The sequence below is a fragment of the Zoogloea sp. JDB1 genome (genome assembly GCF_056724025.1).
Genome location: NZ_CM161496.1, coordinates 3,574,211 through 3,588,266, shown reverse-complemented (window position 1 = coordinate 3,588,266; position 14,056 = coordinate 3,574,211). Strand labels below are relative to the sequence as shown.

The window sequence follows — 14,056 nt, the reverse complement described above, 5'->3', positions numbered from 1 at the left end:
CATCCGAAGTACACCAATGCGTTAACTCTCAGCCAGCCAGCTACCTGCCCCAGGCATGTCGCAAGCCAGCCAGGAAGCAAGCCCGACTGGAGACTGACATGAACGCAGCCATGCCCCTGGCGGCTCACCCGCAACAAACCTTGCCCGCCCCCGTCCTGATGCTCTCGCGCCAGGACAATCCCCTGCCTGTGCGTCGCAGCATGGTGGGCACCGGCGTCGCGGTCGTTCTGCACCTGGCACTGCTGGGCTTGTTCGCCTACCAGTTCGAAAGCTCGACCCCGCCGATCACGCCGCCGCAGCCGTACATGACGGTCAGCCTCGTGTCCCCCGACACCCCGAAGCCGACGCCACCTCAGCCGCGCCCGCAGCAACCCGTTGCCAAGCAGCGCCCTGCCCCGCCGACCGTTGCACCCAGTAAACCGACGCTGACCTCCGCCGCAACCGCCACCAACGCCGTCGAAGCCACGGCGCCCGCTGCGCAGCCGGCTCCTCCGGCGCCGCCCGTCCAGGCCCCGGCCAAGGAGGCGCCGGTAGCGATCGTGCCGCCGCGCTTCGATGCAGCCTATCTCTCGAATCCCGCGCCTGAATACCCGCGCCTGTCCCGCCGCATGGGCGAGGAAGGACGGGTGCTGTTGAAGGTCCAGGTCGGCGCCGACGGACGCCCGACCGACGTCAGCGTCTTCAAGAGCAGCGGCTTCACGCGCCTGGACGAAAGCGCCCGCGACACCGTCCTGCGCAGCTGGCGCTTCGTGCCTGCCCGCCAGGGCGACCAGACGGTTGCAGGCACCGTCAAGGTGCCCATCGATTTCACACTCAACCCCGCGTCCTAAGAAGGAATCCCCATGAACGAATCCACTTTCAGTTTCGGCCATATCTGGGCCCAGGGTGACAGTGTCTCCCACGGTGTCGCCATCATCCTGGCGCTGATGTCCCTGGCCTCCTGGTCGGTGATCCTCGTCAAGGCTTGGAGCCTCATCAGCCTGCGACGCATGAGCACCGCCGCCAAACAGTTCTGGCACGCCACCAGCATGGACGCCGGCATGGCCGCACTGGCCCCGAACTCCGCCGAGAACCCCTTCCACGACCTGGCCAGCCGCAGCACCGAAGCTGTCGCCCATCACGTCACGCATCAGAACGAGCTGCACGGCGTGCTCAACCTGAACGACTGGCTGACCAGCACCATGCGTCAGTCCATCGACGATTCCACCGGCCGCATGCAGGGCGGGCTGTCCATCCTGGCCTCGGTCGGCGCCACGGCTCCCTTCATCGGCCTGTTCGGCACAGTGTGGGGCATCTACCACGCGCTGATGGGCATCGGCGCCGCCGGCCAAGCCACCCTCGACAAGGTCGCCGGCCCGGTGGGTGAATCCTTGGTGATGACGGCCGGTGGCCTGGCCGTCGCGATTCCTGCCGTGCTGGGCTACAACGCCCTGGTGCGCGGCAACAAGGAAATCCTGGCCCGCCTCAAGCACTTCGCCCATGACCTGCATGCCTTCCTGGTGACCGGCGGCAAGGTCCGCAAGAACCCGGCCAGCATCCATCCCCTGCCGACCCGGAAGGAAGCGCAATGAGTTTCAGCAACCAGTTCGACGACGATGGCGAGGTGATGTCGGAGATCAACATGACGCCGCTGGTGGACGTAATGCTGGTTCTGCTGATCATCTTCATCATCACCGTCCCGGTGATCAACCACGCGGTCAAGCTCGACCTGCCCAAGGCCAGCAGCCAGCAGGAAGACGTGAAACCGGACAAGATCAACCTGTCCATCAAGGCGGACGGCAGCCTGTCCTGGAATGGGGAAAACGTCGCTGCCGACGAGTTGCAGAGCCGCCTCGAAGGCGTTTCGACCCGTCAGCCGCAGCCAGAACTTCATCTGCAGGTGGACAAGCGCGCCGAGTACGACCACGTCGCCCAGCTGTTGTCCTCGGCCAGCCGCTTGGGACTGGGCAAGATCGCCTTCGTGACCGAGCCCGGAGCACAGTGAAGACGTCGGTACAAGCAGCAATCCCGCAAAAAGGGGGGCGAACAGATCGCCCCCCTTTTTGTCTGGACTCAAGATTTTCAGGCAATAAAAAACCTCCGCCCGCTTTGCGCGGGTAGGAGGCTTTTTCCGTGCACCGCGGGACTATTGCGGTGCGGATGGTGCGTTACAGCTTAACGGTCGGCGGTGAGCTGAGCGAGGAACGCAGCTTCCTTTTCGGCCGGGAAAGCATGTGCTGCCATGATGCGCTGAACAGCCGTCGGTGCGCTGTTGTTGTCCACCGAAAACTCGATACCGATCGTACGACCATTGGCGGCCAGGGTCATGAAGGCACTACGCCAGCGCTGGGACTCTGCCAGACGTTCGCGAACTTCGCTTTCGTTGCGGATCACGACGCCCGCGGCCTTGAGGGAATCCAGAAACTCTGCGTAGGACTCGTTGCAATAACTGCCCATCGACTTCTCCTGTTAAATCCGGTGATCGCTCACCTGTACTCCCTTAACGCAAACGTCAGCAAGCTGGATGACAGGATTTCAAAAAAATTTTCAAGGTACGCAAAGGGCCCCGGCAGGCACTTGCTTCCACTCAATCCGGGGGGAGAACGAACTCGAAGACATTTCCCCGAGGGACACTCCGAGCCCCGATCGTTCCGCCATGGGCCTGGATGATGGAGCGGGTGATCGCCAGGCCCAGGCCGGCTCCGTCGCCCTCGTGGTGGCGGGACGCGTCGAACACGGTAGAAGCGGTCAAACAGGCGCGGCAGGTGTTCGGCTGGAATCGGCTCGCCGCTGTTCTCCACTGAGAGGCGGGTCATGCAGTCCGGAGCAGTGTCGATCTTCACATCGACACGTCCGCCCTCAGGCGTGTGACGCAAGGCGTTGGACAACAGGTTGCCGACCGCCCGGCGCAGCATCAGACGATCGCCGCCCGCCGTGCCCCGCCCTTGCAGACGCAGCACCACGTGCCGTTCATCGGCAACCGGCCCATAGAACTCGAACAGCGCCGCAACCTCGTCGGCCAGCTCGAAGGTCTCGTAGGCCGGCACTATCAGGCCGTTGTCCGCCTTGGCCAGGAAAAGCATGTCGCCGATCATCCGCGACAGGCGTTCGAATTCCTCGGCGTTGGATTCCAGCACCTCGCGATACTCATCGGCCGTACGCGTCCGGCTCAGGGCTACCTGAGTCTGGGTCATCAGGTTGCTGACCGGCGTGCGCAGCTCGTGGGCCAGGTCGGAAGAGAAATCCGACAGACGCAGGAAGGACTCCTCCAGCCGACCCAGCATGGCATTGAGGGAACGGGCCAGCTCCGCCAGTTCGACGGGCACCGCCTCCGCCGACAGTCTCCGGTCCAGGCTGCGGGCACTGACCTGGGCTGCGAGCGCGCCCATTCCCCGCAGCGGCGCCAAGCCACGGCGGGCTACAACCCAGCCGAGCAGCCCCGTAGCAACGCTGCCACCAAGAACCACCAGCCACAGGCTGTGCAGGAAGCCATCCATGAAATGACGGTGATGGGAAATATCCGTAGCCACAGCGACGACTGCCGGCGGTGCGCCTTCGATACAGCTGGGCAACGTACTGACGATACCGCGGAACGGCACCCCGTCCGCCGTCTCCCACACAAAAGGGCGGCCGGCATCCGGCTTGCCGACCCGTTCCAGCAGCGCTTGCGGGAAGGGGCTGTCGCGGGTTGCAAAGAGGGTGCGACCGTCGGTACCGGTCAGTGCCACCGCCAGCCCATGGTGGCCAATCAGCGCATCGTCCATCTGCTGCACCAACGTATCCAGGTCGTCCGGGCTATGTACCCTCTCCAGCGCATGGCGGATCAACTCCAGCTTGCCTTCCAGCAGCGTCATGTCCTGCTCCTGGAAATGCTGCTCGACGGAAGCCTTGACGATGAAACCCAGCACCAGCAGCACCGCGGTGGACGCCAGTGCAAACAGCAGTGTCAGGCGGAAGGTCAGGGAATGGCGGCGGATCACTGCGCCTCCTGTTCTTCCAGTACATAACCCATACCGCGCACGGTGCGGATCAGCTTGGGTTCGAAATCGTCATCGATCTTGGCGCGCAGGCGGCGCACAGCCACCTCGATCACATTGGTGTCGCTGTCGAAGTTCATGTCCCACACCTGGGAAGCGATCAGGGAACGGGGCAGGACCTCGCCGCGGCGGCGCAGCAGCAGTTCGAGCAGCATAAACTCCTTGGCGGTCAGATCGATGCGCCGACCGGCACGGGAAACCCGGCGGCGCAGCAAGTCCAGCTCCAGATCGGCCACCTGCAGCACATCGGCCTCCTTGCTGCGGACACCCCGCCGCAACAACGTCCGCACGCGGGCCAGCAATTCGGAAAAGGCGAAGGGCTTGACCAGGTAGTCGTCGGCGCCAAGTTCGAGGCCCTTGACCCGGTCGTCCACGCTGTCCCGCGCGGTCAGGAACAGCACCGGCATCTCCTTGCCGGCCCGACGCAGGGTCTGCAGCACGTGCCAGCCGTCGAGGCCGGGCAGCATCACATCCAGCACGATCAGGTCATAGTCCTCGGTCAGGCCGGCATGCACGCCGTCCATGCCATCCCGCACGAGATCGACGGAAAAACCCGCCTCGGCCAGCCCTTGCCGGAGGTAGTTCCCGGTCTTCGCCTCGTCTTCGACGATCAGTATCTTCATCCTTCTTGCAGCCTTGGTCCGTGCCATGCATCCAACGATGCGTAGGTTACAGAGAATTCAGTCACGCGCGGCGCCTGCCCGCCTGCGCACTCAGCACCAGGACGGCCCAAACCGCGGGCCATCCCGCTAGAATGCAGGCCGTCCCAACACACAAGCTGCCTGCAATCCCGCAGGGCGGCTTACCTGATGGATTTAGTCCTCGTCCTGCTGCTCATTCTTCTCAACGGCGTTTTCGCCATGTCCGAAATCGCCGTGCTCTCGTCCCGCAAGGCGCGACTGCAAAACCTTGCCGACGACGGCAGCCTGGGGGCCCAGGCCGCGCTGGCCCTGCACCAAGAGCCGTCCAGCTTCCTGTCCGCCATCCAGGTCGGCATCACGCTGGTCGGCATTCTCAACGGTGCGATTGGCGAAGCCGCGGTTGCCGATCCGCTGGCCGAAATGCTCGCTGGCGCCCCCCTCCTCGCCCCTTACGCCAAGGGGATCGCGCTGACCATCACGGTGATCGGCTTAACCTATTTCTCCGTCGTTGTCGGCGAACTGGTACCCAAGCGCCTGGCCCTGCTGGCGCCGGAAGGCATCGCGTCACTCATCGCCCGCCCGATGATGCTGTTGGCCCGCCTCACCCACCCGCTGGTGGTGATCTTGTCCGGCTCCTGTTCGGCCATCCTGCGCATCGTCGGCGCCCGCCGCAAGGAGGAGCCACCGGTCACCGACGATGAAATCAAGGTGTTGATGGAACAAGGCGCCGAAGCCGGGGTCTTTCACGAAAGCGAGCAGGAGATCGTCTCCAACGTGCTCCGGCTGGACGAACAGCGCATCTCGTCGATCATGACGCCGCGCCGGGACATGTCGCTCATCGACCTGGAGGAAGACGAAGTCGCGATCCGCCAGAGCATCGTCGATACCGAGTTCTCCCGCCTGGTGGTGTGTCGCGGTGGCCTGGAGCACGTAGTCGGCGTACTGCAGACCGGAGATCTGCTGAAGAAGGCGTTGCCAGGCCATGGGATTTCGGTGGCGGATGTGGAATCCGTGCTGCATCCGCCGCTGTTCGTGCCCGAATCGGTCACCACGACCCAGTTGCTCGAGAGTTTCCGGCGGGCAAAACTGCAATTTGCACTCATCATTGACGAATACGGCGACGTGCAGGGCCTGGTTACCCTCACCGACGTGCTGGCTGCAATCGTAGGCGAACTGTCGGTGCCGGACGCGCCGGAGGACAGGGATATGCTGCAACGGGAAGACGGTTCCTGGCTGGTGGACGGCGACGTGGGCATCGAGCGCCTGAAATCCGGGCTCGACATCGCCGACGATCTGCCGGGCGAGGAAGAACGTTCCTTCCACACGCTGGGAGGCTTCCTGATGTACGCGCTGGGCCGGGTGCCTGCACCAACCGATCATTTCGAAGCCGCCGGCTGGCGTTTCGAGGTCATGGACATGGACCGTAACCGAGTGGACAAGGTGTTGCTGTCGCCCTCCGTGAAACGGGTCGATACGGCTGAACGCTCCGCCGTCTGAGGATCAACCGGAAGGCGGTACGCCAGATAAGGTTCTCTTCCGTCAGGGCGAGCCGATGCAACAGACTGCAAGCCAACACGCATCACTGACCGGTTTCGTCGAGCCAGTCGACGCACGCCGGCTCGCACGCGTCATCCGCATTCTTGCCGGATGCGTCACACTCCTCGGCATCGTGGTTCTCGCCGGTTGGTATGCGGATATCCCCACAGTGCGCTCGCTGAGCCCCGGGCTGGCATCGATGAAGGCCAACACCGCAGCGGGTTTCATATTGGCTGGGGTCGCCCTGTTCTGCGTTACCCGCCCCGGCACGCAGCAGCTCGCCCGCGGAATGGGTCTCGTGTTGGCACTGCTCGGGCTGGCCCTGGGTGCCCAGGAGATCTTCACGCTCGACCTGGGGCTGGACAACCTGCTCATCGATTTCCGTCGCGGTACCGGTGAAACGTCAGGACGGATGTCTGCCGCATCGGCGATGTGCCTCACCCTGAGCGGCCTGGCCCTGGCGGCCAGCCGCAGTCCGCTGGGCGACCGCCTGTGCCGCTACGCCGCCGGGCTGGCGGGCTTCCTCGGACTGACGACGGTGTTCGGCTATCTCTTCGATGTCGAATCCTTCTATCGCCTCGGGCCGTACAGCAACATGGCAGGACACACGGCGCTTGGCTCCGTGCTGCTGGCCCTCGGCATCGTTCTTCACCGCCTTCCCTCCGGCGGCTTCGGCTGGCTGTCGCGGATTGCGGTAGCCACTGCCATTGCAGCACTGTTGATCGTCGGCGGGATCGTCACCGACCGCCTGCGCAGCGTTGACGAAGCCGACCGCCTTGAAAACCACACCTGGCAGGTTATGTTAGAGGTGGAGCAGTTCATGGCCAGCCTGCTCGCCGCAGAATCGGCCGAGCGAGGATATACAGGCATCGGCGACGAGCATTTCCTGACGGCACACCGGGCCGCGCTTGCCGACCTGCGCGCTCACCTCAACGAGGTGCGGCGCCTCACCGCCGACAATCCAGCCCAGCAACGGCGGCTGCAGGAACTGGAAATCCCGCTCACAGAAAAGCTGGCGGGCATGGACCTCACCATCGCCCAGCGCCAGAAACTGGGTACCGAAGCCGGCCAGGCATCTCTCCGGGATTTCTGGCGCGAAGGCCACATGGACGACATCCGGCTGGCTGTCAGCGACATCCTGGACGAAGAAAAACGCCTGCTCCGGCAACGCCAGGAAACCAAGGAGCAGACCGCCGGCCATGCCCTCACGACCCTGGTCCGAGGGGGCATCTTCGGCATCTTCACCCTACTCGCCATTTTTTTGATGCTATGGCGCGAGAACACCCGCCGACAGGCCAGCCAGGCTGCGCTGCGCGAACACCGCGCGCAGCTTGAAGAACTGGTCGTCGAACGGGATAACGCACTGACGCTGGCTATTGCCGGCGCCGACCTCGGCACCTGGAGCCTGGAAATAGAGACCAACATGGTGGTCGCTTCAGCTCGCTGTCTGGAGCTGTTCGGCATCGAGCCCCGCAGCAGCATACCGCTGGAAGATTTCGTCCGCCGCATTCATCCCGGGGACCGGGAGATCATGCAAGCAGCCCTGGGCGACGCCATCTCGAACGGCACGGTCTACCGCTGCGAGTACCGCGTCGTGTGGCCCGACGGTTCGCTGCACTGGCTGGCGGCTTTCGGCCACGCATCGCGAGAGGAACTGGGGCACGCCCCGCTTCGCATCAGCGGTGTCGTACTCGACGTCACGGAACGGAGACAGCATGAAGAGGAGTTGCGGGAGAGCGAAGCGCGATTCCGCAGTTTCTTCGAGAACATGGCGGTCGGAGCCGGCCAGCTCGACGCCCGTGGCCGCTATCTGGATGTGAACGAACGCTATTGCCAGATTACCGGCTACAGCCGGGATGAACTGCTCAACGGCATGGGGCCCATGGACATCACCCATCCAGGCGACCTGCCGGCAGACCGCGAACGGATCGCCCGCCTGCTGGCTGGCGGACATCTCTACGACGCAGAGAAGCGCTTCATCCGCAAGGATGGACAGATCGCCTGGGTACACATCACCGCATCCACTGTCCTCGACGCCAACGGCGCCGTCAGCTATGTGACCGGCGCCATCGAGGACATCACGGCCCGCAGGGCCGCCGAAACGGCACTGGAGGCCAGCCGGCAACGCCTGATCAACTACAACCAGGATCTGGCACGGGAGGTCGAGGCGCGCACCGCGGAGCTGTTCGAGCGCCAGCGGGAGCTGCAGGCCGCCAAGGAGACAGCCGAGCAAGCCAGCGCCGCCAAGAGCGCCTTTCTGGCCACCATGAGCCACGAGATCCGCACGCCGCTCAATGCCATTCTGGGTACCGTGCAGATCCTTGAGCGCGGCATCCTCAACGACGACCAACGCCATCTGGTCCGCAATCTGCGCACCGCCGGACGTGGACTGCTGGAGCAGATCAACGATGTGCTCGATCTGTCGAAGATCGAAGCCGGTCACTTCGAGCTGGAGCACAGCCCCTTCGTCCTCCACAATGTGGTCAGCAACCTGGTGGACGTGCTCTCACCGGTGGCGGCCGCCAAGGGCATTGCGTTGGAGTGGGCGCCCCTGCCGGAAGTCGCCTCCACACTGATCGGCGACGCCCAGCGGGTCAGCCAGGTGCTCTACAACCTTACCGGTAATGCGCTCAAATTCACGTCGGCAGGCCACGTGGCGGTGTCCGTACAGGCGCTCACCGAGGAGGCGGGCTGGATCACCCTGCGATTCGCGGTTCGCGATACCGGCATCGGCCTTGCCCCCGAGCAACGGGATCGGGTCTTCGACGCCTTCGTGCAGGCCGATGAATCGACCCAGCGTCGCTACGGCGGTACGGGCCTGGGGCTGGCCATCTGCCAGAAGCTGGTAGGCCTGATGGGTGGGCACATCGGAGTGGACAGCCAACTGGGCGAAGGGAGTGAGTTCTGGTTCACAGTGCCCTTCGAAGTGGACGGCACTGCGGTTCAGGAACTGCCGACCAAGCTCGCCGACCACGAAGGCCCCCGGCTCGCCGGCCTGCGGGTCCTGGTCGTGGACGACAGCCCCGTGAACCTGGACATCGCACGCCGTCTGCTCGAACTGGAAGGTGCCAATTGCATGGTGGCGGAAAGCGGCCGGGCTGCCATCGCCAAGCTCACGGCAGCACCGGATGCCTTCGATCTGGTCCTCATGGACGTGCAGATGCCCGAGCTGAACGGCATCGACGCGACGCAGGCGATCCGGTCCGTGCCCGCACTGGCCACAATTCCCATCATCGCACTGACTGCCGGCGCCTTGCCGAGTCAGCGGGAGCGCGCCATGCACGCTGGCATGAACGACTTTCTCACCAAGCCCTTCGAACTCGACACTCTGGTCGCCACCGCCCATCGCTGGGCGAGTCATGCAATCAGGGCCGGCTCAGCCGCTGTGCCCCAAGCACAACGGGGAGTGACAGACGCATTCCCGGACATCGACGGCATCGATACCGCTTCGGTCAGCCGACGCCTGCTCGGGGACCGCGCGCTGTTCCTGTCTGCATTGACGCGACTGCGCGACGAGTTCTCCAATGTCGTCGACGAAATCCGCACGATGCTCGCGCACCATGATCTCGATACGGCACGGCAGCGCATGCACAAGCTGCGCGGCGGTGCTGGCAATCTGTCGGCCATGGCGGTCGCGAAGTTCGCCGCGCGGCTCGAAACCGTTTACGAAGGCGGCGATGCAGCGGCTGGCGAGGCCGACCTGCTTCAGCTTGACGCAGCCCTGACGCAGCTATTCCGCGCAGCCAAGCCCTGGCTGTCATCGTCCCCCGCGACGGCAGCCGCTGACAACGTCGCACCGATTACTGACGAAACCCTGTCCCACCTGATGGCCGCCCTCCGGAGCAACGACTTCGCTGCACTCGGCGAGTTCGAAGCCCTGCATGCCGGATTGGTGGCGCGTTTCGGCGCTGCCGCGATCGACCCCATCGCGACAGCGGTGGAAGGCCTGCGTTTCAAACCCGCGCTCGATCTACTGCAGGCCCTCACCGAATAGCCCTGAGGCCATCCCCAGCGACGATCTCCCACACAGGCGAAACGACGCTGCACATATAGCAAGGAAGCGGGGACGCGTTTGCTAGTCAGCCTTCTTGACGGAGGCGTCGTCGTCGGACAGGCCGAACCCCCAGTCCCCATGGCAATACCAGTCGTCACCGAGCATCTCGGCCGGGTGCAGGGTACGCCCCGATCCGTTGCCGCAGGCCAAGGAATCCGCCGGGCAGTACTTGTCGCAGCCCCAGCAGATGCGCTCCGGATGGGCCGGGTGCAGCGGAAATTTCTTTGCCATCACTGCTCCTCACACATATTGTTGAGCAGTTTACTCAGCTATTTCCTCCTGACTTTGATCCTGGGCAAGAAGACGAGCGATGGCACCGCACTCTCCTCCACTCACAGGTTCACGCTTTCCCCTTGCTGCGCCACATGTACATCGCGCCACCCCAGCCGTACCCCGATCGCCTCGGCAAAGTGGGCTGCCGCATCGGCTTCGCCATGAACCACGAAGGTGTGGCGCGGCGGCGCATGGAAGCCTTTGAGCCAGTCGATGAGCCCGGCCTGGTCCGCATGGGCCGAGAGACCACCCACGGTGTAGATGCGCGCCCGCACAGGCACCGCTTCGCCAAAGATATGTACCAGCCGTGCTCCGTCCACCAATCGTCGCCCCAGGGTTCCCGCGGCCTGGAAGCCGGCGATCAGCACACTGCACTCGCTGCGCGGCAGGTTCTCGCGCAGGTGGTACTTGATACGACCTGCCTCGCACATGCCGCTGGCAGAGATGATCACCGCACCGCTGCGGACTTCGTTGAGGGCGCGGGACGCCTCGACGTCCGCGATGAACTCCACCTTCATTCTGTCCGGGTGCTCCCGCAGCCAGGCGGTCAGCTCGTGGGTCTCATCGTCGAGCAACGCGGGATGGGCCAGCGTAATGCGGGTGGCCTCGTTGGCCATCGGCGAATCCACATACACCTTTTGTGGCGGCAACCGTTCCCGGCGTACCAGATCCGCCAGAATGTAGATGATCTCCTGGGTACGCCCGACGGCAAAAGACGGGATGATCAGGTTGCCATGGCAGGCGTGGGTCCTGCCGAAGGCAGCAACGATCTCGTCTTCCGTTTCCTGCAGGGGCCGGTGCAGGCGATCACCGTAGGTCGATTCGATGAGCAGCACATCGGCGGCCGGCACGACGGGCTCCGGGTCATTCAAGACCGGCCGGTCGCGCATGCCCAGATCGCCCGAGAACACCAGCTTGCGCGGCTTACCTTCTCCTCCAACCGTCACTTCCAGCCAGGCCGAACCGAGAATATGGCCCGCATCGTGGAAACACACCTGCACGCTTTCGGCCGGCCGGATGGGCTTGCCGTAAGCCGCCGGCCGCAGAAGCGGCAGCGTCGTCTGGGCCTGAGCCACCGTATACAGCGGCGGATGCACGCCCCGCCCGTTCTTGCCGCTGCGTCGCTGGTGACGCAGCTGCCACTCGGATTCCTTTTCCTGGATATGGGCGCTGTCGAGCAGCAACACTTCGAGCAGGTCTATGGTCGCCGGTGTCGCGTAGATCGGTCCGCGGAAGCCCAGCACGGCCAGGCGCGGCAATAGCCCGGAGTGGTCGATATGGGCATGGGTCAACAGCACGAAGTCGATCTTGCGGACATCAAAGCCGAAATCCAGCGCGCGCTGATTCTTCAGCCGAGCTTCGCCACCGCCCTGGAACATGCCGCAATCGACAAGGAAACGTACGTCGCCGGTTTCCACCAAGGTGCACGAGCCGGTCACTTCACCGGCCGCACCAAAGAAGCTGATACGCATTTTTGACCGCCTCCTTTCGCGTTCAGCATGAACCTCCGTTCATCCGAACGCAAGACAAGACGCGCCTTTCAGCCGATGGACACGCCGATCAAAGCACCGCTGCCGTAAGTCACGCCGGCCGCTGCCGCGCCGATCAGGATCTGCCGCACCACCGAATACACGGCGCCACGCCCGCTGAACAGGGACGTCGCCAGCCCTATCCCGCCCAGTCCTGCCGTGCTGAGGGACAGGCTCCAGGCCAAGCCCGGCGAACCGCCGGTAAAGAAATACGGCAGCACGGGGAAGATCGCACCGGTCGCAAACAACGCGAAGGACACCGCCGCGGCGCTCCACGGATTGCCGCCCATCTCGGCGGGATCGATGCCGAGTTCCTCTCGCACCAACGTATCGAGGGCCGTATCTCGATCGCGCATCATGTCGTGGGCCACCCGCTGGGCGTCCGCACGGGCCAGGCCCTTCGCCTGGAAGATCAACGCCAGTTCCTTGCGCTCGGCCTCCGGGTTTTCCTCCAGTTCCTGGCGCTCCTGAGCGACGCGGGCAGACGCGAATTCGCGGGCATTCGTCACCGACAGCCACTCCCCCAGCGCCATCGAGACCGCCCCTGCGATGAGGCCGGCCAGACCGGTCAGCAGGATGGTATTGGGCGACGCCCCCGCACCGGCAACCCCCATCACCAGGCACAGGCTGGAGACCAGGCCGTCATTGGCGCCGAGCACAGCCGCACGCAACTCGTTGCCCGAACCACGGCCATGCCAACGCTCGGCCCGCGCAATATCGGCGCCGACATGCCCGCCCCGCCGATTGACTGCCTCGATGATCGCCGCGTGAGAACGCTCCTCACCGGACAAGGCCTCCGCATCCGGCTGGCCGGCATACTTGTCGCGATCGGCGAACTCCGCCGTGGCCAGGGCCGGCAACACGAAGTGCGGCCCGAAGCGCCGGGCCAGCCACACCAGCATTCGCGTGCGCAGCCCCGGCGCATGGGCTTCGACGCCGATACCTGCTTCATCAAGCTTGCCACGCCAGTGGGCCGCGTGGCTCAGTTCGGCTTGGGACAACTGGTGGAACAGGTCCTGGCGTACAGGATCGGTTTCGGCACCGGCCAGTCCGGCATACAGGGCGGCGCCGTCCTGTTCGTCACGCCAGTTCCGGTAGTAACGCTCGACATCCTTGTCCATGGCCGGCACCCTCCAGCCGTTGAGGCTATTGGCAGTCGTCGCTGGGGGGACGGCCGCAGGCTCCATCAGCCAGTCCGGAAGCATCCTCGAGATAATCCCGCGTATGCTCCAGCGCCTTGCGGTGCAGACCGTTGGCCGGATCCCTCAACAAGGCATTGATGCGCTCCAGCCAGTAAGCGCAATCGGGGTCGTGGGCATGCAACGCCTGATTGATCACGTCGATCGGATATGAACTCATCGTATTCAAGTATCAAGCCCGAGGTGGGTAGTCTACCACCGTCAGATCGACGCAAATATTGGGCTGGATCAAGAGTGGGCGGTGCGCCGCAAATGGGAACCGCTTAAGCCACTTCGACAACAGCCGTTCGTCAAAAGGATAGCGAGCGGCCGAAATGATCCTGCAATCCAGGGCCGCTGGATGAAGGGGACCAACGCCCGTGATGGACGAGGCCCCTTACCCCCGACAGATCGGCGTAATTGCTGATCCGCCACAGGATCAAGCGAAATACCCCTGGTCAATCTCGTGAAGCCAGTTTTCGATGGCCTCGAAACCGAGGGAGTCGGTCGCGAAATCCATCGGCGTCGCGTCATCGAGGCGCATTCTCGGGGAATGCCACCAGTCGCTGGCACGCCGGGCATCGCCAAACACCAACTCTGCCAGCGGAGCATCCGGTACAGCCCATCGAACTCGGTGCTCGTGAGGCCCCCCTCGGACTTGCGCCGAATCCACGTCCGGCGCGACACGACCCGATACACATCCGCCGGCGCCAGAAGACGCTCACCCAATAGTCGGGGCTTGGGGTGCCTGGCGACCATGCAGTGGTCCCTGAAAGCAAAAACCCCAGCAAATGCCGGGGTTCTTACTAAGCTACTCACGACTGCCGAC

13 protein-coding genes are annotated in these 14,056 nt (G+C 64.2%); 5 read left to right on the top strand and 8 right to left on the bottom strand.

The annotated features are described in order from the left end of the window. Nucleotides 1-98: 98 nt before the first annotated feature. Genes AC1PPK_RS16165 through AC1PPK_RS16155 form a run of 3 tightly spaced genes read left to right on the top strand, consistent with a single transcriptional unit; the run spans nucleotide 99 to nucleotide 1,984 of the window. A complete protein-coding gene (locus tag AC1PPK_RS16165) occupies nucleotides 99-830 on the top strand; it encodes an energy transducer TonB (RefSeq protein ID WP_481114049.1) in 732 nt (243 codons plus the stop codon). 12 nt (nucleotides 831-842) lie between these two features. After that, nucleotides 843-1,571 carry a MotA/TolQ/ExbB proton channel family protein gene (locus AC1PPK_RS16160; RefSeq protein WP_481114048.1) on the top strand — a complete coding sequence of 243 codons (729 nt, stop codon included), beginning with the start codon at nucleotides 843-845 and terminating at the stop codon, nucleotides 1,569-1,571. After that, nucleotides 1,568-1,984: an ExbD/TolR family protein gene (locus AC1PPK_RS16155; RefSeq protein ID WP_481114047.1), complete on the top strand. Its 417-nt coding sequence runs from the start codon at nucleotides 1,568-1,570 to the stop codon at nucleotides 1,982-1,984. The genes AC1PPK_RS16160 and AC1PPK_RS16155 overlap by 4 nt, the downstream gene beginning before the upstream one ends. Nucleotides 1,985-2,154: 170 nt before the next feature. Here the strand turns inward: AC1PPK_RS16155 and AC1PPK_RS16150 are convergent, their stop codons facing one another. From AC1PPK_RS16150 to AC1PPK_RS16140, 3 genes are read right to left on the bottom strand one after another with little or no spacing between them, the layout of a single operon-like run. After that, nucleotides 2,155-2,436, bottom strand: coding sequence for a hypothetical protein (locus AC1PPK_RS16150; protein ID WP_481114046.1), 282 nt, complete (start codon nucleotides 2,434-2,436; stop codon nucleotides 2,155-2,157). Nucleotides 2,437-2,465: 29 nt separating this feature from the next. Beyond that, nucleotides 2,466-3,959 carry a heavy metal sensor histidine kinase gene (locus AC1PPK_RS16145; RefSeq protein WP_481114045.1) on the bottom strand — a complete coding sequence of 498 codons (1,494 nt, stop codon included), beginning with the start codon at nucleotides 3,957-3,959 and terminating at the stop codon, nucleotides 2,466-2,468. Then, nucleotides 3,956-4,639, bottom strand: coding sequence for a heavy metal response regulator transcription factor (locus tag AC1PPK_RS16140; protein WP_481114044.1), 684 nt, complete (start codon nucleotides 4,637-4,639; stop codon nucleotides 3,956-3,958). Before AC1PPK_RS16140 ends, AC1PPK_RS16145 begins: the two co-directional genes overlap by 4 nt. A 186-nt stretch (nucleotides 4,640-4,825) precedes the next feature. Between AC1PPK_RS16140 and AC1PPK_RS16135 the strand changes: the two genes are divergently transcribed. Together AC1PPK_RS16135 and AC1PPK_RS16130 are read left to right on the top strand one after the other, a co-directional pair. Next, nucleotides 4,826-6,154, top strand: a complete 1,329-nt coding sequence (locus tag AC1PPK_RS16135) for a hemolysin family protein (protein WP_481114043.1) — start codon at nucleotides 4,826-4,828, stop codon at nucleotides 6,152-6,154. A 55-nt stretch (nucleotides 6,155-6,209) separates the two neighbouring features. Further along, complete coding sequence (locus AC1PPK_RS16130) at nucleotides 6,210-10,187, top strand: PAS domain S-box protein (RefSeq protein WP_481114042.1); 3,978 nt, start codon at nucleotides 6,210-6,212, stop codon at nucleotides 10,185-10,187. A gap of 81 nt (nucleotides 10,188-10,268) precedes the next feature. On the opposite strand, the gene AC1PPK_RS16125 is transcribed toward AC1PPK_RS16130, so the two are convergent. The 5 genes from AC1PPK_RS16125 to AC1PPK_RS16105 form a co-directional block, all read right to left on the bottom strand. Continuing rightward, nucleotides 10,269-10,478: a DUF3079 domain-containing protein gene (locus AC1PPK_RS16125; RefSeq protein ID WP_481114041.1), complete on the bottom strand. Its 210-nt coding sequence runs from the start codon at nucleotides 10,476-10,478 to the stop codon at nucleotides 10,269-10,271. Nucleotides 10,479-10,579: 101 nt separating this feature from the next. After that, the gene (locus AC1PPK_RS16120; RefSeq protein ID WP_481114040.1) at nucleotides 10,580-11,992 is read right to left on the bottom strand and encodes an MBL fold metallo-hydrolase RNA specificity domain-containing protein; all 1,413 of its coding nucleotides are present in this window, start codon (nucleotides 11,990-11,992) and stop codon (nucleotides 10,580-10,582) included. A 68-nt stretch (nucleotides 11,993-12,060) separates the two neighbouring features. Next, the gene (locus AC1PPK_RS16115; RefSeq protein WP_481114039.1) at nucleotides 12,061-13,170 is read right to left on the bottom strand and encodes a VIT1/CCC1 transporter family protein; all 1,110 of its coding nucleotides are present in this window, start codon (nucleotides 13,168-13,170) and stop codon (nucleotides 12,061-12,063) included. A 25-nt stretch (nucleotides 13,171-13,195) separates the two neighbouring features. Beyond that, nucleotides 13,196-13,408, bottom strand: coding sequence for a hypothetical protein (locus AC1PPK_RS16110; protein ID WP_481114038.1), 213 nt, complete (start codon nucleotides 13,406-13,408; stop codon nucleotides 13,196-13,198). Between the two features lie 258 nt (nucleotides 13,409-13,666). Beyond that, nucleotides 13,667-13,819: an antitoxin Xre/MbcA/ParS toxin-binding domain-containing protein gene (locus AC1PPK_RS16105; RefSeq protein WP_481114037.1), complete on the bottom strand. Its 153-nt coding sequence runs from the start codon at nucleotides 13,817-13,819 to the stop codon at nucleotides 13,667-13,669. Between the last annotated feature and the right edge of the window lie 237 nt (nucleotides 13,820-14,056).